General features: G+C 68.6%; 13 protein-coding genes. 5 read left to right on the top strand and 8 right to left on the bottom strand.

The genetic code is table 11. The annotated features are described in order from the left end of the window. The 3 genes from AC1DMQ_RS03485 to AC1DMQ_RS03475 form a co-directional block, all read right to left on the bottom strand. Positions 1–1,359: a nucleotide sugar dehydrogenase gene (locus tag AC1DMQ_RS03485; RefSeq protein WP_477032154.1), complete on the bottom strand. Its 1,359-nt coding sequence runs from the start codon at positions 1,357–1,359 to the stop codon at positions 1–3. 226 nt (positions 1,360–1,585) lie between these two features. Beyond that, positions 1,586–2,563: a Gfo/Idh/MocA family protein gene (locus AC1DMQ_RS03480; RefSeq protein ID WP_477032153.1), complete on the bottom strand. Its 978-nt coding sequence runs from the start codon at positions 2,561–2,563 to the stop codon at positions 1,586–1,588. Next, positions 2,560–3,042 carry a GNAT family N-acetyltransferase gene (locus AC1DMQ_RS03475; RefSeq protein ID WP_477032152.1) on the bottom strand — a complete coding sequence of 161 codons (483 nt, stop codon included), beginning with the start codon at positions 3,040–3,042 and terminating at the stop codon, positions 2,560–2,562. Before AC1DMQ_RS03475 ends, AC1DMQ_RS03480 begins: the two co-directional genes overlap by 4 nt. A gap of 122 nt (positions 3,043–3,164) precedes the next feature. Between AC1DMQ_RS03475 and AC1DMQ_RS03470 the strand changes: the two genes are divergently transcribed. Beyond that, positions 3,165–3,470 carry a DUF6916 family protein gene (locus AC1DMQ_RS03470; protein WP_477032151.1) on the top strand — a complete coding sequence of 102 codons (306 nt, stop codon included), beginning with the start codon at positions 3,165–3,167 and terminating at the stop codon, positions 3,468–3,470. Between the two features lie 22 nt (positions 3,471–3,492). Here the strand turns inward: AC1DMQ_RS03470 and AC1DMQ_RS03465 are convergent, their stop codons facing one another. The 3 genes from AC1DMQ_RS03465 to AC1DMQ_RS03455 are packed head-to-tail and all read right to left on the bottom strand — an operon-like array spanning position 3,493 to position 5,202. Then, positions 3,493–4,038: a phage tail protein gene (locus tag AC1DMQ_RS03465; protein ID WP_477032150.1), complete on the bottom strand. Its 546-nt coding sequence runs from the start codon at positions 4,036–4,038 to the stop codon at positions 3,493–3,495. Positions 4,039–4,069: 31 nt separating this feature from the next. Further along, complete coding sequence (locus AC1DMQ_RS03460) at positions 4,070–4,624, bottom strand: phage tail protein (protein WP_477032149.1); 555 nt, start codon at positions 4,622–4,624, stop codon at positions 4,070–4,072. A gap of 38 nt (positions 4,625–4,662) precedes the next feature. Next, positions 4,663–5,202, bottom strand: a complete 540-nt coding sequence (locus AC1DMQ_RS03455) for a phage tail protein (protein ID WP_477032148.1) — start codon at positions 5,200–5,202, stop codon at positions 4,663–4,665. Between the two features lie 439 nt (positions 5,203–5,641). On the opposite strand from AC1DMQ_RS03455, the gene AC1DMQ_RS03450 reads away from it, so the two are divergent. The 4 genes from AC1DMQ_RS03450 (at position 5,642) to AC1DMQ_RS03435 (ending at position 19,437) form a co-directional block, all read left to right on the top strand. Next, entirely contained in the window at positions 5,642–15,640 is a 9,999-nt protein-coding gene (locus AC1DMQ_RS03450; protein WP_477032147.1) for a M10 family metallopeptidase C-terminal domain-containing protein, read from the top strand. A 137-nt stretch (positions 15,641–15,777) separates the two neighbouring features. Then, the gene (locus AC1DMQ_RS03445) at positions 15,778–17,754 is read left to right on the top strand and encodes a ferritin-like domain-containing protein (RefSeq protein WP_477032146.1); all 1,977 of its coding nucleotides are present in this window, start codon (positions 15,778–15,780) and stop codon (positions 17,752–17,754) included. Further along, the gene (gene bufB / locus AC1DMQ_RS03440) at positions 17,754–18,644 is read left to right on the top strand and encodes an MNIO family bufferin maturase (protein WP_477032145.1); all 891 of its coding nucleotides are present in this window, start codon (positions 17,754–17,756) and stop codon (positions 18,642–18,644) included. The genes AC1DMQ_RS03445 and bufB overlap by 1 nt, the downstream gene beginning before the upstream one ends. Continuing rightward, positions 18,637–19,437, top strand: a complete 801-nt coding sequence (locus tag AC1DMQ_RS03435; RefSeq protein WP_477032144.1) for an HvfC/BufC N-terminal domain-containing protein — start codon at positions 18,637–18,639, stop codon at positions 19,435–19,437. Before bufB ends, AC1DMQ_RS03435 begins: the two co-directional genes overlap by 8 nt. Here AC1DMQ_RS03435 and AC1DMQ_RS03430 read toward each other — a convergent pair. Both AC1DMQ_RS03430 and purU read right to left on the bottom strand, forming a co-directional pair. Beyond that, entirely contained in the window at positions 19,434–20,312 is an 879-nt protein-coding gene (locus tag AC1DMQ_RS03430; protein ID WP_477032143.1) for an amidohydrolase family protein, read from the bottom strand. The genes AC1DMQ_RS03435 and AC1DMQ_RS03430 overlap by 4 nt on opposite strands. Before the next feature lie 57 nt (positions 20,313–20,369). Continuing rightward, the gene (purU, locus tag AC1DMQ_RS03425) at positions 20,370–21,239 is read right to left on the bottom strand and encodes a formyltetrahydrofolate deformylase (RefSeq protein ID WP_477032142.1); all 870 of its coding nucleotides are present in this window, start codon (positions 21,237–21,239) and stop codon (positions 20,370–20,372) included. Positions 21,240–21,326 lie beyond the last annotated feature (87 nt).

The following is a 21,326-nucleotide window of genomic DNA, read 5'->3' as shown; positions in this document are numbered from 1 at the left end:
TCAGGCCTTCACGATCTTGCCGGCCAGGGCGGGATCGACCCGGGCGGCGGCGTTGCGGGTGTCGATCACCAGCGGCGTCTCGCGGACCAGCCGCGCGTAGTCGAGCGCGTCGTGGTCCGTGACGATGATGGCGCAGTCGAAGCCGGCCAGCGCGTCGCGGCCGATGTCGATCGACTGCATCAGCGTGTCGCCGACCATCAGCTCCGGCGCCAGCGGGTCGTGGTAGCTGACCCGTGCGCCGCGGCTGCGCAGGATCTCGATGATGTCGCGGGCCGGGGTCTCGCGGGTGTCGTCGATGTTGCGCTTGTAGGCCACGCCGACGATCAGGATGTGGGCGCCGATCGGCGAGCACCCGCGCTTGGCCAGGGCCTCCAGCGTCTTGTCGACCACCCGCCCGGGCATGGCCTGCGAGATCTCGCCGGCCAGCTCGACCATCTTCAGCGTCGCCCCCTCGGCCTTGGCCCGCCAGGCCAGGTAGAAAGGATCCACCGGAATGCAGTGGCCGCCGACGCCGGGGCCGGGGAAGAACGGCATGTAGCCGAAGGGCTTGGTCTGGGCGGCGTGGATCACCTCCCAGATGTCGATGCCCAGGGCCTCGAAACTGACCTTCAGTTCGTTGACCAGGGCGATGTTGACGAACCGGAAGACATTCTCGGTCAGCTTGACCGCCTCGGCGGTGCGCGTGTCGCGGACCGGCACGGTCGCGGTGATGGCGTCGTAGAGCGCGCAGGCCACGTGGCGTTCGGCGTCGCTGTCGGCGCCGACGATCTTGGGGGTCGAGGCGGTGGTGAAGGCATGGTTGCCGGGGTCCTCGCGCTCGGGCGAATAGGCCAGGGCGAAGTCGCGGCCGGCCCGCAGGCCCGAACGCTCCAGGATCGGCTTGAGCACCTCGACGGTGGCCCCGGGGAAGGTGGTGGACTCCAGCACGATCAGCTGGCCCGGGCGCAGCACGGTCGCCAGGGTCTCGGCGGCCTCGACCACGTGGCTCAGGTCCGGGGCGTTGTGCGAGGTGATCGGGGTGGGCACGCAGATCAGCACCGCGTCGGCGCGGGCCAGGACGTCCGGCGCGCTGGTCGCGGCGAAGCCCCGCTGGCGCATGGCCGCCACGCGCGCGTCGGCGAAGTGGCTCAGATACGACGCGCCCCGGTTCAGGGTCGCCAGGCGGGTCTCGTCCAGGTCGAAGCCGATCACCCGGAAGCCCGCCGAGCAGAAGGCGTCCGACAGCGGCAGGCCGACATAGCCCATGCCGACGACGCCGACGACGGCTTCGCGTTGCAGGATTCTCCGGGCCAGGATTTGAAAGTTCGACGTTAAGTTGTCGTCTGTGTGCAATGGAAACGTCGGAACGTGGACGTTCATCGGCCCCTCGCGCGGCAAGCGTTCTTATTGGAGGTCAATGCGCCCCTCGACATGGCGAGATCGTACGCGTTGAAAGCCTTCGGGAAAAGGTGTTTGTCTCGGGTATATTTACCGAGCTCTGAACGGTATTCACCCTAGTCTTGTCATGCAAGAGTGTCTTTACTTGATGTGGTGAAGTCTTAGAACGATGTTATGCGAGTTGTCGCAAGATAATCCCCATCGCTGACTAGGTCCGAAGCTGATCGAGGCAATGGTTCAATTGGTATTGAACCTGCTCAAGCACCCGCTGTACGCGAAAGCCTTCATCGATACCCGTCAAAGGAGCGTTCCTGGTCTGGCAACACTCGACGAAGTGGCGGATTTCTCTGGTCAGGGGCGGCTCGGCAAGCAGATCGACGAAGCGGGGCTCGCCTCCAGCGGCGACCGGCCCGGCGGCGGTCAGGCTGACGGCCTGGTCGCGCCGCATCAGCTTTTCCGGCCAGGGGCGGACGTCGTCGAACACCAGGGCCCCGGTCTCGCCGACCACCACCAGCTTCTGCTCCTTGAACGGGCTGAGCCAGCCGGCGGCGACGTGAGCGTGGACACCGCCGGCAAAGCCGAGATCGGCGTGGACCTCGTCGGCGACGCCCGGCGTGACGAAGGCCCGGCCGGTCGCCGCCACGCTGACCGGCGCGGCGTCGGCCAGGGCCAGGATCATCGAGACGTCGTGGGGCGAGAGGCTGAGAAAGGCGTTCTCGTGCGTGCGCACCCGGCCCAGGCTCAGCCGCGAGGCGGTGATGTAGCGCAGCGCCCCGATCTCGCCGCGCGCGACGATCGCCGCCAGGGCCTCGAACGCCGGGTGGTGGCGCAGAAGGTGGCCGATCATGAACACCCGGTCCGACCGCGCGACGTGGGCGGCCAGTACCTCGGCCTCGGCCAGGTCGGAGGCCAGGGGCTTCTCGACGAAGACGTCCTTGCCGTGGTCCAGGGCCAGGTGGCAGAGCGCGGCGTGGGCCGGGGCGGGGGCGGCGATGATCAGCGCGTCCAGTCGGGCGTCGTCCAGGGCCTGGGCCAGGGAGACTGCGGGGACGTTCCAGGCCGCGGCCTCTCGCCCGGCGGCCGCGGCGTCGGTGTCGATCACCGCGCCCAGCACGTTCAGCTCGGCGCAGGTCCGGATCAGGTTCCGGCCCCAGGCGCCGCAGCCGACCACGGCGATCCGGGTCAAGCCGCGTCCCCTGGAGTCGAAGGCGGGGCGGGCCAGCGCAGGGTCAGGTGGGTGTCGTTCGCCTCCGTCATGACGAAGCCCTGCCGATGATACAGTCGCTGGGCCGCGAGGTTGTCGCGGGCCACCTGCAGGATCAGCGGCGCGCCGGCGGCGGCCGCCTCGTCGATCAGCGCGCGCAGGATCGCCCCGCCGATCCCCTGGCCACGCCGTTCGGGGATCAGCGCGATGTCGATCAGGTGCATGGCGCCCGCGCGCCGGTCGGTGGCCAGCCGCCCGACCGGCGCGGCGTCGACGGTGACGATCTCGAGCCGGGCCTGGGGATAGGCCGCGCGATAGCCCTGGGTCTGGGCTTGGAACTGCTGCTCCATGATCCTGGTCAGCATGTCGGCGGGCAGGGGGATCTGGTCCCAGCCCGGACCGCGCGAGGCGCGGAACAGCGCCAGGCGGAAGGGCGCGTCGGCCTCGACCTCTGGGCGCAACGCGAAGCGGACAGGCGCCTCCCCCAGGCTTGCGTCTTCAGGGCGCGATGCGACAGGGTCTTCCCGTCCAGGTGGCGAGGTCGTCATAATGGCCACGCTTCGATTCTGACCCGAGGGATTCCATGGCCGCCGAGTTCGTCGCCCTGACCGCCGACACCTTCGCCCCGCACCTGGGGACGTCGTTCCGCGTCGAGGGCGGCCATCATGTCCTGTCGCTGAGGGAGGTCGAGCGGCTCGCGAGCCAGCCGGGTCACGGAGATCCGGCTTTCGAGCCGTTCGTCCTGATCTTCAGCGGTCCCCCCGGCGATGTGCTCGCCGAGGGCATGCATACGATCGCGCGCGAGGACGGAACCGCCTACGACCTGTACCTGATCCCGGTCCACACGCCCGCGCGAGAGCGGCAGGACTACCAGGCCGTGTTCAACTGAAGCCACGCCGCGAACCCAGAGCCTAGTTCCGCGACGGGAAGATCCCCGACAGCGCGATGCAGATGTTCAGCGTCAGGAACGGCTGGCGGTTCTCGTGCGGTTGGCTGGCGCCCGCGTTTCCCATCGCCTGGGGGGCCAGGGGCGCCACGGGCGTCGTCGCGGTGCTGTAGGTGTTGAACGGCGGAGCATCGCCCGAGCTGGCGCTGCTGCCGTTCTGGCCGAAGCTGTAGCCCGCCTGGGCGGCGGACAGGTTGGAGCCGCCCGCCGCGGTGGAGTCGACCTTCATGACGTGCATGTGCTGGGGGATTTCGGTCAGCAGCAGCGTGTGGCTGTACTCGCCGGCGATCGCGCCCAGGGGATAGGTCGTGGACATATGGCCTGGAACCATCGTCTGCAGGTTCGGCAACTGGAAGGTCGACACGCCGTTGCCGCCGTAGGTGGTGCCCAGCAACGAGAACAGCGCCTGGTTCTGTTGGATCGACAGTGTCTGACCGTTGCACACCGCCCAATATTTGGGGGGATAGTTGAAGGCCATGATCCGCACTTCGCCGATATATTGCATCGTCATGAGTCTTGCTCCTCGTGTTCTTCGCGGCGGATCAGTTGCGAGCCGGGAAGGCGCCCTGCAGGGCGATGCAGTAGTTCAGGAACAGCGTCGGCATGACGTTGTTGTGGGGCTGGCTGCCGCCGGCGGCGGTCATGGTCTGGACCGGCAGCTGCGTAACCGGTGCCTGGACGTTGGCGTAGACCAGGCCCTGGGTGCTGCCTTGAAGGTTGCCGATGAAGGCCTTGGCCGGCTGGTTGTTGGCCGAGGCCGTGACGGTTCCGGGGGCGGTGGTCACCATCGGCGAGTGGCTGTGCGTCGCCATCTCTGGGTCCAGGATGGTCACGCTGGTCGAGCCGCCCATCTCCCCCAGGTCATAGACGCTGAGGCCGGGCCCGGGCTGGTTGCGCCCGACGTGCAGCGGGATGTTGCCCATCAGATTGGGCAGGCCGAAGTTGGAGGTGCCGTTGCCGCCGAACGTGGTGCCGAGCAGCGAGAACAGCGCGGTGTTCTGCTGGATCGCCATGATCTGGCCGTTGCACAAGGCCCATCCGCGCGGCGCGAAGCCGAATCCGAACATGCGGATTTCCGCCAGGAATTGATCACTCATGTTTTTGAGTCTCCAAAAGGTCGTCGGGCGGACGGGCCTCAGTTCTGGGGCGGAAAGATGCCGGCGATCGCGAGGATGAAATTGACGCCCAGATAGGGCTGCCGGTTCTCGTGAGGCTGGTTGCCGCCGGCCAGCGAGGTCGAATTGGCCGTCAAGGCGACCTGCTCGTTCGCCGAGTTGTAGGGCGTGTAGGCGAAGATCTTCTGGCCGGCCGGGCCCTGGTCGGAAATCATCGTCGCCGTGGTCGGAACGCCCACCGCGCCCGCCGCCGAGACCGCGAAGGTCGGATGGGTGTGCGACGGCAGCTGGCTGGAAGTCAGGGTGACGGTCTCGCTTCCGGCCATCTGGCCGATCACGTAGGTCTGGCCGCTCCTCGAGCCCTGGTGGGTCGGAACGCGGCCGCGCAGGTCGGGCACGCCGAACGTGTTTTGCCCATCGCCGCCGTAGGTGGTGCCCAGCAGCACGTACAACGTGTCGTTCTCGGCGATCGACAGCAGTTGGCCGTCGCACATCACCCATCCCCTGGGCGCGAAGTTGCCCCCGAACATGCGGATTTCGCCAAGATAAGGCTCGGTCATTGTTGTCTCCCTCGCTCCCAGAAGTCTTCGAAGCCCAAGCTTGAAGTCGCGACCAGGCAAACTAAACCTTAGGTCGCGCTCGCGTCTTAACCTTGATCAAGAATAGGCGCCCCCGCCCCGCGATTGACTCTCTCGTATCTCACTATCCTGAGCTGCACAACAGGTAGGCGAACGATGTTCGCTGATCTGCGTATGTTGACTTGTGCGCCTTGGGACTCCTCGTTAAGGTTGCGTTCAGCGTTTGACTAGAGCGAGGGGGGAGTAAAGGGGGCGGTCGCGAACCAAGGCGTTCGCACGCGCGGATTTCCGCCCCCATTGTGAGCTGCACGTGTGTGCGCCCGCATTCCCCTCTTCATTGATTTCATACGGGGCGGGCGCCCCGGGGCACTGCGTGCGCGTCGGCTGGCGTGCCGCCTTGCCGAGGCAAGGGGTTGAATTCATGCCGTTTTCCGGGCAACTGTGGTACCTGACCGAGGGCGGCGACGCCGAAACCCGTCTGGTGCGGATCAACGACGACGGCACCACCAGCACCATCGTCAACGACAACGGCGGGGCGGGCACGGGCGATGACGATTTCATCAGCTCGTTCACCGCCGACGTCGGTGTCGACACCGCGGCCGGCTTCTATTTCGCGATCACCAACGCCCCGGCGCCGCAGAACGACACCGCCTATCTGGTGCGGGGGACCATCGGGGGCGGGGCGGCCCCGGTCATCGTGGTCGACTTCGCCGACGGCCTGATCGTCAACACCATCGAAGTCGATGCGATCAACCATAAGATTTATGTCGGCGTCCAGGACGGCCTCGGAACGAACGGCGCCATCACCGGCATCAAGGTCTACACCTACGACCCTTCGACGGGCGCGGTCACCGACACCGGCTTCCTGACCACGGCCAACACCGACAACCGGGCGGACGCGGGCGGCAGCAAGATTCTCGACCCGTTCGACTTCGCCATCGACTATTCGATCAACCGGATGTTCTACACCGAGGCGGTCGACGGTCTGACGTCGGGGCTGTTCCGCATCGATCTGTCCAGCCCGAACGTCGCCACCAACATGCTCACCGTCGCCCAGTTCCCGGTGGACCTGAGCAACGGCCAGATCATGGACGTCGAGGTCGATGAGACCACCGACCTGGTCTATTTCACGACCCGCTCGCGCAGTCCGTCGCCCAACGTCAACTACGACGCCAACGACAACGCGCTCTGGTACGTCAGCGAGAACGCGACGGGCGCCACCGCCACCAAGGTGACGCTGACCGGCCTGCCCGCCAACGTCTACTACGGCGGCGACATGGCGTTCGATCAGAGCACGCGCCAGATCTATCTCGAGAGCTCCGAGGCCAGTCCCGGCGCCGCCGACAACAGGATCTACGTCTTCCAGCTGGACGGCGCCGGCACCACCGCCTCGCTGATCCGCACGATCAATCCGGGCCTCACCGTCAACGGCGCGGTCACAGAGGGCATGACCTTCGTCGACCTGGCGGCCCTGAGCGTCAGCGGCACGGCCACGACCCCGACCGAACAGGGGGCCACGGTCACCCTGCTGACCGGCGCGCCGACGATCACCGACACCGACGGCGGCTACCTGACCGGCGCCACGGTTCAGATCACCGGCGGCACGTTCTTGTCCAACGAGAACAGCACGGCCGACGACCATCTCGGCTACAGCGCCAGCAAGCAGATTTCGGGCACGATCGCCGGCACCAGCATCACGATCAGCTGGAACGCGGCGAGCGAAACCCTGACGCTGAGCGGCTACGACACCTTCGCCCACTATCAGACCGCGATGGCCGGGCTGGTCTACTGGGCGACGGGCGACAACCCGACGAACTACGGCGCCAACACCTCGCGCACGCTTACCTGGACGATCAACGACGGCACGCAGGGCGTGCTGGCCGGGTCGGTCAACAGCACCACGAGCACGCTCAACCTCTCGGCGGTCAATGACGCGCCGGTCAACGGCACGGTCTCGAGCGCCACCGGCAACGAAAACGCCGATATCGCCGTCACCGGCCTGCAGGTCAGCGACGTCGACGCCAATCCGGCCTCGGCGACGATGACGGTCACCCTGAGCGTGACCAAGGGCATACTGACCCTGCGGACCAACGTCGCGAGCGGCCTGACGGCGGGCAACATCACCGGCAATGGCACCGGCTCGGTGACCGTCACGGGCACGATCAACGCAATCAACACCACCCTGGCGGCCAGCAACGGCCTGCTGTTCCACGGCAACACCAACGTCAGCGGCACCGACACCCTGACCGTCGTCACCAGCGACGGCGGGGCCACCGGCGCCGGCGGCGCGCAGAGCGACACCGACGGCTACACCATCACCATCATCGGCGTGAACGACGCGCCGGTCGTGGCCGGCGACGGCACCGAGGTCCTGGGCGCGACCAACGAGGAGGTGGCCAACGCGGCCCTGACCAACACGGTCTCGACCCTGTTCAGCGGCCAGTACAGCGACCCCGACACCGACACCTTCGCCGGCGTGGCGGTGACCGCCAACGGCTCCTCCGCCGGTACGGGCCAGTGGCAGTACTATAACGGCTCGACCTGGGTGAACATCGGCGCGGCCTCGACCGCCGCGGCGGTGACGCTCTCCGCCACGGCGCCGATCCGGTTCCTGCCGGCGACGGACTTCAACGGTCCGGCGCCAAGCCTGACGGTCAGGCTGGTCGACGCCTCGAGCGGCGCCCTGACCAACGGCGCGGTCGTCAACACCACCACCAGCGGCGGATCGACCCAGTACAGCACCGGCACGGTGGTGCTCAGCCACACCGTCACCGCGGTCAACGACGCCCCGACCATCACGGGCGGTTCGGCCGTCAGCCTGGCGACCGTCGGCGAGGACTCCGCCCCCGGCGCCGGCGAGACGGTGTCTTCGCTGTTCACCAGCCACTTCTCCGACGCCAAGGACCAGGTGTCCGGCGGTTCGTCGGCCAACACCCTGGCCGGCGTGGCGGTGACGGGCAACTCGGCGACCGCCGCCCAGGGCGTCTACCAGTACTTCGACGCCGGGGCCTGGCACGACCTGCCGGCCGTCTCGGCCTCGAGCGCCTTCGTGCTGGACGCCAGCACCCTGGTGCGCTTCGTGCCGGCGGCCGACTATTCCGGCACGCCGCCGACGCTGGTCGTCTCGATGATCGACAACTCGGCCGGCGCGGTGACCACGGGGGCGACCTCGGACCTCACCACGACCGGCGGCAGCACGCCCTACAGCGCCGCCCTGACGCTGGGCATAACGGTCACGGCGACCAACGACGCGCCGGTCGCCAGCGGTTCGGCCACCCTGGCGTCGGTCGCCGAAGACACCGCCGCGCCCGCGGGCGCCAGCGTCTCGAGCCTGTTCACGTCGCACTTCACCGATCCCGACAGCGACGGCCTGGCGGGCGTGGCGATCACCGGCAACGCGGCCTCTACGCAGGGCGTCTGGCAGTACTTCAACGGCGCCTGGACCACGATCGGCTCGCCCAGCGAGGGCTCGGCCCTGGTGCTGGCGGCGGGGACCCTGGTCCGCTTCCTTCCGGCCGCCAATTTCGAGGGTTCGGTTCCGGCCCTGACGGCCTATCTGATCGACAATTCCGGCGGCGCGGTCACGACCGGAGCCACCCTGGACGTCAGCGTCAACGGCGGTCAGACCCGGTTCAGCGACGCCAGCCTCAGCCTGAGCACCAGCATCACGGCCGCGAACGACGCGCCCGTGGTCCCGGCCAGCGCCACCACGGTCGGCGCCACCGAACAGACGGCGGCGGTCCTGCTGGGCACGCTGACGGTCTCCGACATCGAGCTCGACGCCCGCAACGGCGGCATCGGTGACTATGCCGGCGCCACCTTCACGGTGCAGCGCGCCTCGCCCAACGCCGCCGACACCTTCTCCTTCGGCGGGGGCAGCGGGTTCACGATCAGCGGCGCCAACCTGCAGATCGGCGGGTTGACCTTCGCCACCTTCACCAGCACGGGCGGCGTGCTGACGATCACCTTCACCAGTTCGGGCGACTCGGCGACCACGGCGCTGGTCAACGACGTCATCCACAATATCCGGTACACCAACACCAGCGACGCGCCGCCCAGCTCGGTGTCGCTGAACTACAGCCTCAACGACGGCGGCGGCCAGGGAACCGGCGGCGCCCTGGCGAACGGCGGCTCGGTGACGGTCAACATCACCGCGGTCAACGACGCCCACACCGGCGGGGCCAGCATCACCGGCACGGCGGCCGAGGACCAGGTTCTGACGGCGGTCTCGACCCTGGTCGACGTCGACGGCCTGGGCACGCTGCACTACCAGTGGCAGCACGACGTCGGCGGCGGCTACGTCAATGTCGGCGCCGACCAGGCGACCTACACCCTGACCGACGCCGATGTCGGCGGCGTGGTCCGCACGGTCATCTACTACACCGACGCCGGCGGCACGGTGGAATCGGCGACCAGCGCGGCGACCGCGGCGATCGCGGCCGTCAACGACGCCCCGACCGGCGCCGCGTCGATCACCGGCACGGCCACCGAGAACCAGGTCCTGACGGCGGACACCTCCACCCTGGCGGACGCCGACGGCCTGGGCACGCTGCACTACGACTGGCAGCGCAACACCGGTTCGGGCTTCGTCAGCACCGGCGAGGCCGACCAGGCGACCTATACCCTGGGCGACGTCGACGTGGGCGGTCTGGTCCGGGTGGTGGTCAGCTACACCGACGGCCAGGGCTTCGCCAACAGCGTCACCAGCGCCGCCACCGCGGCCATCGCCGCGGTCAACGACCCGCACACCGGCGGCGCCAGCGTCACCGGCACGGCGACCGAGGACCAGGTGCTGACCGCGGTGTCGACCCTGGCCGACGTCGACGGCCTGGGCACGCTGCACTACACGTGGCAGCACGACGTGGGCTCGGGCTTCGTCAATGTCGGGGCCGACCAGTCGACCTACACCCTGAGCGACGCCGACGTCGGCGGCATCGTCCGGGTGGTGATCAGCTACACCGACGGCCAGGGCTTCTCCGAGTCGGCGACCAGCGCCTCTACGGCGAGCATCACCCAAGTCAATGACGTCCCCACGGGCGGCGTCTCGATCACCGGCACCAAGACCGAAAACCAGGTGCTGACGGCCAACACCGGGTCCCTGGTGGACGCCGACGGCCTGGGCACGCTGCACTATCAGTGGCAGCGCGACACCGGCAGCGGCTTCGTCAATGTCGGAACCGACCAGGCGACCTACACCCTGGGCGACGCCGACGTCGGCGGCACGATCCGCGTGGTGGTCAGCTACACCGACGGCCAGGGCACGGCCGAGGCGCTGACCAGCGCCGCCACCACGGCGATCGCCGGGGTCAACGATCCGCACACGGGCGGGGCCAGCATCACCGGCACGGCGACCGAGGATCAGGTCCTGACGGCGGTCTCGACCCTGGCCGACATCGACGGCCTGGGCACGCTGCACTATCAGTGGCAGCACGACGTCGGCGGCGGCTACGTCAATGTCGGGACCGACCAGGCGACCTACACGCTCGGCGACTCCGACGTCGGCGGCATCGTCCGGGTGGTGATCAGCTACACCGACGGCCAGGGCTTCGCCGAGTCGGCGACCAGCGCCTCCACCGCGGCCATCGCCAACATCAACGATCCGCACACTGGCGGCGCCGGCATCACCGGCACGGCGGCCGAGGACCAGGTCCTGACCGCGGTCTCGACCCTGGCCGATAACGACGGCCTGGGCACGCTGCACTACCAGTGGCAGCACGACGTCGGCGGCGGCTACGTCAATGTCGGGACCGACCAGGCGACCTACACCCTGGGCGACGGGGACATCGGCGGCGTGGTCCGCGTGGTCATCAGCTACACCGACGACCAGGGCACGGCGGAATCGGCGACCAGCGCGTCCACCGCCGCGATCTCGGCGACCAATGACGCCCCGACCGGCGGCGCGTCGATCACCGGCACGCCGACCGAGAACCAGGTGCTGACGGCCAACACCGCCACCCTGGCGGACTCCGACGGCCTGGGCACGCTGCACTATGACTGGCAGCGCAACACCGGTTCGGGCTTCGTCAGCACCGGCGCGGCCGACCAGGCGACCTACACCCTGGGCGACGCCGATGTCGGCGGGATCGTGCGGGTGGTGGTCAGCTACACCGACGGCCAGGGCTTCGCCAACAGCGTCACCAGCGCGGCCAGCGCGGCCATCGCCGGAGTCAACGACGCCCACACCGGCGGCGCCGGCATCACCGGCACGGCGACCGAGGACCAGGTCCTCACCGCCACCTCGACCCTGGCCGACATCGACGGCCTGGGCACGCTGCACTACCAGTGGCAGCACGACGTCGGCGGCGGCTACGTCAATGTCGGGACCGACCAGGCGACCTACACCCTGAGCGACTCCGACGTGGGCGGCATCGTCCGGGTGGTGATCAGCTACACCGACGGCCAGGGCTTCTCCGAGTCGGCGACCAGCGCCTCCACCGCGAGCATCTCCAACGTCAACGACGCCCCGACGGGCGGCGTCTCGATCACGGGCACCAAGACCGAGAACCAGGTCCTGACCGCCAACACCGCGCCCCTGGCCGACGCCGACGGCCTGGGCACGCTGCACTACCAGTGGCAGCGCAACACCGGCTCCGGCTTCGTCAACGTCGGAACCGATCAGGCGACCTACACCCTGGGCGACGCCGACGTCGGCGGCACGATCCGGGTCGTGGTCGCCTATGTCGACCAGCAGGGCACGGCCGAAGCGGTCACCAGCGCGGCGACCACGGCCATCGCCGGGGTCAACGATCCCCACACCGGCGGCGCGTCGATCACCGGCACGGCGACCGAAGACCAGGTCCTCACCGCCACCTCGACCCTGGCCGACATCGACGGCTTGGGCACGCTGCACTACCAGTGGCAGCACGACGTCGGTTCGGGCTACGTCAATGTCGGGACCGACCAGGCGACCTACACCCTGAGCGACTCCGACGTGGGCGGCATCGTTCGGGTGGTGATCAGCTACACCGACGGCCAGGGCTTCTCCGAGTCGGCGACCAGCGCCTCCACCGCGAGCATCGCCAACGTCAACGACGCCCCGACGGGCGGCGTCTCAATCACGGGCACGACGACCGAGAACCAGGTCCTGACCGCCAGCACGGTGTCACTGGTCGACGTCGACGGCCTGGGCACGCTGCACTACCAGTGGCAGCGCAACACCGGCGCCGGCTTCGTCAATGTCGGAACCGACCAGGCGACCTACACCCTGGGCGACGCCGACGTGGCCGGCACGGTTCGCGTGGTGGTGTCCTATGTCGACCAGCAGGGCACGGCCGAAGCGGTCACCAGCGCGGCGACCACGGCCATCGCCGGGGTCAACGACCCGCACACCGGCGGCGCGTCGATCACCGGCACGGCGACCGAGGACCAGGTCCTGACGGCCGTTTCGACCATGACCGACGCCGACGGCCTGGGGACGCTGCACTACCACTGGCAACGCGATCTCGGCGGCGGCTTCGTCAACATCGTCGGCGCCACCCAGTCGACCTACACCTTGGGCGATGCCGACGTTCCAGGCCAGATCCGCGTGGCGATCACCTATACCGACGGGCAAGGCTTCGCCGAAACCGCGGTCAGTGTCCCGACGGCGCAGATCGCCAACGTCAACGATCCGCACACAGGCGGGGTATCGATCAGCGGCGCGTCGAACGTGGGCCAGGTCCTGACCGTGGTTTCGACCCTGGCCGACATCGATGGGCTGGGAGTCCTGTACTACCAGTGGCAGCGCGATACAGGTTCGGGCTTCGTCGACATCATCGGCGCGGATCAATCCACCTACACGCTCACCAGCGCCGAGCTCGGCGCGGTCGTCCGGGTGGTGACCACCTATTCGGACGACTACGGCACGGCCGAAACCGCGACCAGCGCCAACACCTCGACGGTCCTTCCCGCCAATGGTCCGCACACCGGGGCGGTGACGATCACCGGCACGGTGACCGAGGACCAGGTCCTGACCGCCAACACCTCGGCCCTGGCCGATCCGGCTGGCCTGGGCACGCTGCACTACCAGTGGCAGCGCAACAGCGGCAGCGGCTTCGTCAACGTCGGAACCGACCAGGCGACCTACACCCTGGGCGACGCCGACGTGGGCGCCATGATCCGCGTGACCGTCAGCTTCACCGACGGCCAGGGCGTGCTCGAAAGCGAAACCAGCGGCGCGACCGCCGCCGTGGCCAACGTCAACGACCTGCCGACCGGCACGGTGACGATCGCCGGCACGGTCGCCGAAGACCAGGTCCTGACCGCCAACGTCTCGCCCCTGGCCGACGCCGATGGCCTGGGTCCGTTGCACTACCAGTGGCAGCGCAACGCCGGCAGCGGCTTCGTCAATGTCGGAACCGACCAGGCGACCTACACCCTGGGCGACACCGACGTCAGCGCGACCATCCGCGTGGTCGTCAGCTACACCGACCTGCGCAGCACGGCGGAAAGCAAGACCAGCGCCGCCACCGCGGCGGTCGCCAACGTCAACGATGCGCCCACCGCCGCCAACGACGCCAAGTCGGTGACCCAGCGCCTGACCACCACCGTGGACTCGGTCCGCACCAACGACGGCGACATCGACAACGCGCTGGGCACGCTGACGGTGACCAACGTCGCCTTCAACACCACCCACGTCGACCAGGCCGTCGTGGCCGGCGGCACGGTGGTGAACGGCGCCTACGGCAAGCTGACGATCAATCCGGACGGCACGTACACCTACAAGGCCGACTACGAAGGCCTTGTCGTCGGCCAGGTGGTGACCGACAAGTTCGACTACACGATCAAGGATCCTTCCGGCGCCTCGGCGACGGCCCAGCTGACGGTTACCGTCACCGGCTCGGAGACCGGCGACGCCAACGCCAACATCCTGATCGGCAACGCCTCGGCCAATAACCTGACGGGCAAGGGCGGGGCCGACACCATCACAGGCGGCGGCGGAGCGGATCTGTTCGCCTATGAGGCCATCGGCGACAGCACGATGGTCGCCTTCGACACGATCACCGACTTCACCCACGGCTCGGACACGCTGCGGCTGACGCCTTTGATCACCGGCTCGACCACGCTGACCCTGAGCACGGACGGGACCGACAAGATCCTGTACATCGACCAGAACGGCGACGGCACGGCGGACGGCCAGATCAAGCTGCTGGGTCAAGGCCTGCAGGTCGGCGACATCGTCACCGGCGTGGCCAATTTCGGCTTCACTCTCAACGGTTCGTCATTCGGCGAGGTTTTGACGGGCGGTTCGGGCGCCGACGGCATCAACGGCGCCGGCGGTAACGACACCATCCGCGGCGGCGGCGGCGGCGATTTCCTGATCGGCGGCTCGGGCGCGGACACCTTCGTCTACGACGACGGCGACTCGCCCATCCTGCACTGGGACGTGATCGCCGACTTCCAGACCGGCCAGGACAAGCTGGACCTCTCGGCGGCCGACGACGGCATCGTCATCCTGGCGCGGTTCGGCGCCAGCACGTTCATCTATTTCGGCGCCCTCGGAAACTCGAGCGTCATCCAGGTCTTCGGCGACATCAGGACCTCGGACCTGATCGTCAGCAACGGCGTCAAGTTCTCGATGTTCGGCGACGACGGAAGCCATGGCGGCAGCGGCGTCAGCAGCGACAGCCTGGCGGGCGGCACCGGGGACGACGTCCTGGTCGGCGGCACGACCGACTCCACCCTGACCGGCGGCGACGGCGCCGACATCATGTACGGCGGCGCCGCGCATGACACCTTCCGGTACGACTCCATCTCGAACTCGAACTTCAGCGCCTACGACAGCGTCATCGACTTCACCTCGAACCAGGACAAGATCGACATCTCGGCGATCGACGGCGGCAAGGTCACCATCGCGCACTATGCTGGGACGACCTTCATCTACTCGGCGCCCGACGCCGGCGGGAACTTCCAGTCGGTGATCACCGTCTCGGGCACCTCGCTGAAGGCCACCGACGTGATCGCCAGCGGCGGCGCCACCCAGTCCTTCGTGATGGTCGGCGACGGCACTGGCGCCAACATCGCCGACACCCTGGTCGCCGGCGCGGGCAACGACATCCTGTACGGCATGGACGGGAACGACACCCTGACCGGGGCCGGCGGGGCCGACTTCATGCTGGGCGGCGCGGGCGCGGACAGCTTCGTCTACACCGCTCCGGCCGACAGCTCGCCGTTCGCCCAGGACCTGATCTTCGACTTCAGCGGCGCCGAGGCCGACAAGCTGGACCTGACCGGCATCGACGCCAATTCGGGCACGGGCGCCAACGACGCCTTCTCGGTGGTGACCAGCTTCTCCAGCGTGGCGGGCCAGCTGATCATCGCCGCCCCGGACGCCTCGGGCTACTACCACGTCTCGGGCGACGTGAACGGCGACGGGGTGGCCGACTTCGTGATCGCCCTGAAGGTCACCGGCACGCTCGCCGCGTCGGACATCCTGCTGTAGCGACTTCGCGGCCAGATCAATCTTGAGTGTTGATCTGGCCGCATCGCAACCTAAGATGATGTCCGGCCGGGTCGAGTCGTCCCGGTTGCGCCGGCCGCCCCTCGACGGGCGTTCGCCGGAATAGCTCGGAGGACGCCGTGACCCGCACCCTCAGCGCCAGCGCTCAGGCGCCGCGCGATCCCGCGCTCAAGAACACCGACAGGACGGCCTTGCGGCTGATCGCCCAGGCGGCGGTCGACGTCGAGCTGTTCACGATCCCGCTCTACATGACCAGCCTCTATTCGATCCAGGGCATGCACGCGATCACGGGGCAGGGGAACGCCTTCTACAAGGGCCGGCTGTGGCCCGGCTCCAAGACCTCGGCCAACCCGGTCACCGCCAACGAGCAGGCCTTCAACCTGGTGTTCTCGGTGTTCATCCAGGAGATGCTGCACCTGCAGATGGCCGCCAACATGGCCACGGTGCTGGGCGTCAGCCCCAGCTTCACCGACACCGCCCTGCAGGACGATCGCCACGGCTGGACCTGCTACGGCCCGGCCAAGAGCATCATCCCCAACATCATCGACCTGAAGGACACGATCCACCACGAGGACGTGCCGGTGAATGTCGGGCCGCTGTCCGACACCCTGCTGCGGCTGTTCATCGCCATCGAGCAGCCCGAGGCCGACGCCCGCGCCAACATCAAGCCGGGCAAGGAGAAGGACTACTTCCCCGCCGCGCCGTTCGCCGACTGGACGACCGATGATCCCCTGCCGCCGTTCGGCACCATCGGCTGGATGTACCAGTGCTACTACGACTATCTGAGCCTGACCTACAGCGACGGCACGACGCTGTGGGACGAGATGTTCACGGCCAGCGCCGTGCAGAACGACCTGTTCAACAACTTCTCCTCGCCCGGCCACCCGATGCGCGAGTTCATGGGCTTCGAGACCACGATCGCCACCACCGACCAGGCCATCGCCTTCGAGCAGATGATCTCGATGATGGACGCCATCACCGACCAGGGCGAGGGCAGCGAGATCCAGCGGCGGCCCCAGCTGTTGCAGGCGGTCAAGCCCAAGTACCAGCCGTCGAACACCGCCCTGCGCGCCGACTATCCCAGCTATGACGACACAGGAACCCAGATCCCATCGGCCGACGCCGTGGCGCGGTCGGACAACGATCCGATGGACCACTACGAGCGGTTCAAGAAGGTGGCGGACCTGCTGCCCCAGGTCGTCACCTGGCCGATGTGGCTGGAGGCAAACAAGGCCTGGACGGCCCAGGAACTGCAGGGACCGGACTACGATCCCACCAACCCGCTGAAGCTGCCGACCCCCGACGAGCTGGCGGCGGCGCTGAACGCCCTGAACGAACCCGCCGCCCGGGCCGAGAGCCACACGCTGCTGAGCCAGGCGGTGATCGGCGCGATCGCCGGGGTGACCACGGTGCTCAACGACTACTGGAGCCCGCCGGCCACTGGGCCGGTGCTGTTCCCGTTCCCGTCGATGGCGGGGTCGGGCGACCGGATGTCGATCGCCTGGGCGGTGCTGGGGATGACGCCCGACCTGTCGATCGGCCTGGACCCGGCCACGCCGAACAAGCTGTACCACTCGTGCCAGGCGCTGGACTTGGACGGGACGGGCGACAACACCTGCGCCGCGGTCGAGATCTTCCACACCTGCCGCGGGTCCAACAACTGCCACGCCCAGGGCGGCTGCGGCTTTGTCCAGCCGATCGGCGGCGGCGGCAACTGCGGCTCGGCGGTGGTGGTGCGCGGCGGGGCCGGCGCCCCTGTCGGCGGCGGCTGCGGCCTGCCGCCCCAGAAGCTGTACTCGGCCCCCAGCGACAACAAGTGCGGCGGGTTCGGCGGCTGCGCGGTGCCGATCTCGGCCTCGCAGGTGTTCCCCGCCTTCGGCCAGATGCAGCTCTATGATTTCGAGAAGGGCAGCGAGGGCAACGACGGCTGGCAGTCCGTGGCGTTCGGCGAACCGATGACCTACGACCGCGGCGAGAAGGTGCACGACGTGGCCTATCGCGCCTACCAGTTGGTGATGGCCAACCGGGGCAAGACGGTTCCGGCCGATCCTCCGGCCCCGGACAACCTGCGCCTCGTCTTCCCGCCGTCGACTTAATGGCCCGTTCCCGACCAACCCCGCGTCTCGGCCTGCCCAACCTGGGCGACGGGGTGGGGCTGCGCGAGCCGCATTTCCCGCACCTGATGTCGACCGCCCCCGCCGACTGGGGCGTCGACTGGTTCGAGGTGATCAGCGAGAACTTCCTCGACCACGCCGGCTACGCCGCCCATGTGCTCGAGGTGGTGGCCGCCCATCGGCCCGTGGTGATGCACGGGGTGTCGCTGTCGATCGGCGGCGCCGACCCGCTGGACTCAGGTTATCTGGACAAGCTGGCGGCCCTGGCCGACCGCATCAAGCCGGCCTGGATCTCGGACCACCTGTGCTGGACCGGGGTGGCGGGGATCAACACCCACGACCTCTTGCCCCTGCCGTTGACCGAGGCGGCCCTGGCCCATGTGGTCGACCGGGTGAAGGCCGTGCAGGACCGCCTGGGCCGGCCGCTGATCCTGGAGAATCCCAGCAGCTACCTGGAATTCCACGTCTCGCAGATGCCCGAATGGGAGTTCCTGGCCCGCCTGGCCGAGGCGGCGGACTGCGGTCTGCTGCTGGACGTCAACAACGTCCATGTCAGCGCCTTCAACCACGGCTTCGACCCGACGGCCTATATCGCCGCCATCCCGGCCGAACGGATCGTGCAGACCCACCTGGCCGGGCCCAGCGACTTCGGCACGCACCTGATGGACACCCACGACGCTCCGGTGCCGGACGCGGTCTGGCCGCTCTACGCCGAGGTCCAGGCGCGGACCGGCGGGGTCTCGACCCTGCTGGAATGGGATGCCAACATCCCTGCCTGGGCCGACCTGCTGGCCGAGCTGGCCAAGGCGGGCGCGGCGCGGAACGGCTGGCTGCCCGCCGGAGAACCGGAGCCGGCGCGGGCCCATGGCTGATCCCCATCTGACTGGCCTGCAGCACTGGATGCAGGGCGCGATCCTGGGCCGGGCCGCGCCGCCGGGCCTGGACGCGGTCATCGTCAGCGACGAGCGCCTGACCGCCGCCCAGCGCCTGACGCTCTACGCGCGCGGCTACCGCGCCCGCCTGATGGAATGCCTGGCCGCCGAGTTCCCCTGCCTGCGGGCCCTGGCCGGCGAGCAGGTGTTCGAGCTGTTCGCGGCCGGCTACATCGCCGCGCGGCCCTCGACCGACGCCAGCCTCTACGGCCTGGGCGCGGGTTTCGCGGACTATCTGGAGGCCACGCGGCCGCCCGGCGACGACGGGCCCGCCGCGCTGTCGGCCCTGCCGGCCGACTTCGCGCGACTGGACCGGGCGCGGGCCGAGGCGCAGCGCGCGGCTGGCGTGGAGCGCCTGGCCGGACCAGCCCCCGGCGCCGACCTGCTGCTGACGCCCGGCGCGCGGCTGCGTCGTCCCGACAGCGTGCGGCTGCTGACCCTGGGCTTCGATCCGGGACCGGTGCTGGCCGCCGTCGACGAGGGCGGCCCGATCGACCCGCCGCCGCCATGCCCCACTCCGGTCGCGGTGGCGCGCAGCCGCTGGCGGGTCGCCGTCCACGTCTTGCCGGCTTGGCGTCACGCCTGGCTGGAAGCTCTCGGAGAAGACGGCGCCGACGTCCACGCCGCCGCCGCCCGCGCCGCCCAGGCCAGCGGCCGCCAGACCGGCGCGGTGATCGCCGACCTGGTCCTGTGGCTGCCGGTGGCGGCTGCCAACGGGTTGGTTGCGGTCTAGGGTTTCAGCCCCAGCAGCTTGGCGGCGTTGTCATGCAGGACCAGCCGTTCCTCGTCGGCCGTCAGGCCCAGGGCGCGGACGGCGGCGATCGCCGTCGCGGGGGTGTCGACCGGCCAGTCCGACCCCATCAGCACATGGTCCATGCCGTGTTGGCGCAAGGTCCAGACGAACTCCGGCTGCACCGGCGAGCCGGCATAGGCCGTGCCGATGGCCGAGATGTCGAGCCAGACATTGCCGCCCATGCCCAGCTTCTTCAGCGTAGCCAGGGTCAGGGTGTCACGAAACTGGGTGAAGCCCATGTGGGCGAAGATGAAGTCCGTCTTGGGCTGTTGCAGCGACAGCATCAGCAGCTTGCCCAGTTCGTTGGCGTCCAGCGGGTTGAAGCTGTCGAACAGCACGGCCATGCCCAACTCGCCGCACTTGGCCGTCACCCTGGCCACGGCCGGGTCGGCGACGTCGAACCGCTGGGTGTTGGGATGCAGCTTGATCACCTTCACGCCCAGCTTGGCCAGGCGATCCAACTCCGCCAGGGCCGCGTCGCCGTCGGCGGGATGCACCGAGGCGATGGCGTAGAAGTGTTGGGGATCGGCCTTGGCCGCCGCGATCGCCGCATCGTTCAGGGCGCGAGTGGCGGCCATGTCGCCCGGGCGGGCGATGACGATCAGCGCGCTCTTCTCGACCCCGGCCGCCTGGTCGAGGGCGCGCAAGGCCGCCGTGCCGAGCGGATGGGCCGGCGACAGGCCGTTGCCGTCGTTGGTGCGCAGGTGGGCGTGGGTGTCGATGATCGGGCCGGTATAGTGCTCGGCGGCCAACGCGGGTGTAAGGCTCGCGCCTAGCAACAGCGCCGACAGCGCCGCGAGTCCGATCTTGCCCATTCCATGCCCTTGCTTGTCGCGAACGTTGTTCGGTGAAGCTTCGGATATAGGTACGGTCTAGTCGAACACCACCGTCTTGGCGCCGGCGATCAGCACGCGGTGTTCGACGTGCCAGGTCACGGCGCGGGCCAGCACGGTGCACTCCACGTCGCGGCCCAGGGTCACCAGGTCTTCGGGGGTGTGGCTGTGGTCCACGCGGTGCACGCCCTGCTCGATGATCGGGCCCTCGTCGAGGTCGGTCGTGACGTAGTGGGCCGTGGCGCCGATGATCTTCACGCCGCGCTCGAAGGCCTGGTGATAGGGCTTGGCGCCCTTGAAGCTGGGCAGGAACGAGTGGTGGATGTTGATGCACCGCCCCGACAGCCGCGCGCAGAGGGCCGGCGACAGGATCTGCATGTAGCGGGCGAGAACCACCAGATCGACGCCCAGGTCGTCGACCAGCTTGAGGAAGGCTTCCTCCTGCTCGGCCTTGTTGGCCTTGGTGGTCGGCAGGTGGAAATAGGGCAGGCCGCTCCACTCGGTGAACGAGCGCATGTCCTCGTGGTTGGACACCACCCCGACGATCTCGACCGGCAGCAGGCCGGCGCGCCAGCGGTGCAGCAGGTCGAACAGGCAGTGGCCGAATTTGGAGACGGCGATCAGCACCTTGGGCTTGGCGCCCGCGTCGTGCAGGGCCCAGGTCATGCCGAAGCGCTTGGCGATCAGCTCGAAGCCCCGGCGCAGGTCGTCGACGCCCGGCATGGCGCCGTCGGGGCGGAACACCGTGCGCATGTAGAACTGGTCGGCCAGGCCGTCGTTGAAGTGGCTGCTCTCGACGATCGAGGCGTCGTTGTCGGCCAGGAAGCCGGACACGGCGGCGACCACGCCCTTACGGTCGGGGCATTGCAGGATCAGGATGTAGCGTTCGGCGGAGGTCTTGGCGTCCATGGCAGGGGTCGTAGTCGACCTGGGGCATGGGACCAAGACGCATTGTTCTGAAAGGGCTTTCACAAAAGGAAGACGGGCCGCGATCAC

This window comes from Caulobacter sp. 05L422 (assembly GCF_056397765.1).
This window is presented reverse-complemented; position numbering and strand designations above follow the sequence as displayed.

Coding starts and splice junctions, on each gene's coding strand:
- AC1DMQ_RS03450 (WP_477032147.1), top strand. CDS start 5,642: ATGCCGTTTTCCGGGCAACTGTGGTACCTGACCGAGGGCGGCGACGCC.
- AC1DMQ_RS03455 (WP_477032148.1), bottom strand. CDS start 5,202: ATGACCGAGCCTTATCTTGGCGAAATCCGCATGTTCGGGGGCAACTTC.
- AC1DMQ_RS03465 (WP_477032150.1), bottom strand. CDS start 4,038: ATGACGATGCAATATATCGGCGAAGTGCGGATCATGGCCTTCAACTAT.
- bufB (WP_477032145.1), top strand. CDS start 17,754: ATGGCCCGTTCCCGACCAACCCCGCGTCTCGGCCTGCCCAACCTGGGC.
- AC1DMQ_RS03470 (WP_477032151.1), top strand. CDS start 3,165: ATGGCCGCCGAGTTCGTCGCCCTGACCGCCGACACCTTCGCCCCGCAC.
- AC1DMQ_RS03430 (WP_477032143.1), bottom strand. CDS start 20,312: ATGGGCAAGATCGGACTCGCGGCGCTGTCGGCGCTGTTGCTAGGCGCG.
- AC1DMQ_RS03485 (WP_477032154.1), bottom strand. CDS start 1,359: ATGAACGTCCACGTTCCGACGTTTCCATTGCACACAGACGACAACTTA.
- AC1DMQ_RS03435 (WP_477032144.1), top strand. CDS start 18,637: ATGGCTGATCCCCATCTGACTGGCCTGCAGCACTGGATGCAGGGCGCG.
- AC1DMQ_RS03460 (WP_477032149.1), bottom strand. CDS start 4,624: ATGAGTGATCAATTCCTGGCGGAAATCCGCATGTTCGGATTCGGCTTC.
- purU (WP_477032142.1), bottom strand. CDS start 21,239: ATGGACGCCAAGACCTCCGCCGAACGCTACATCCTGATCCTGCAATGC.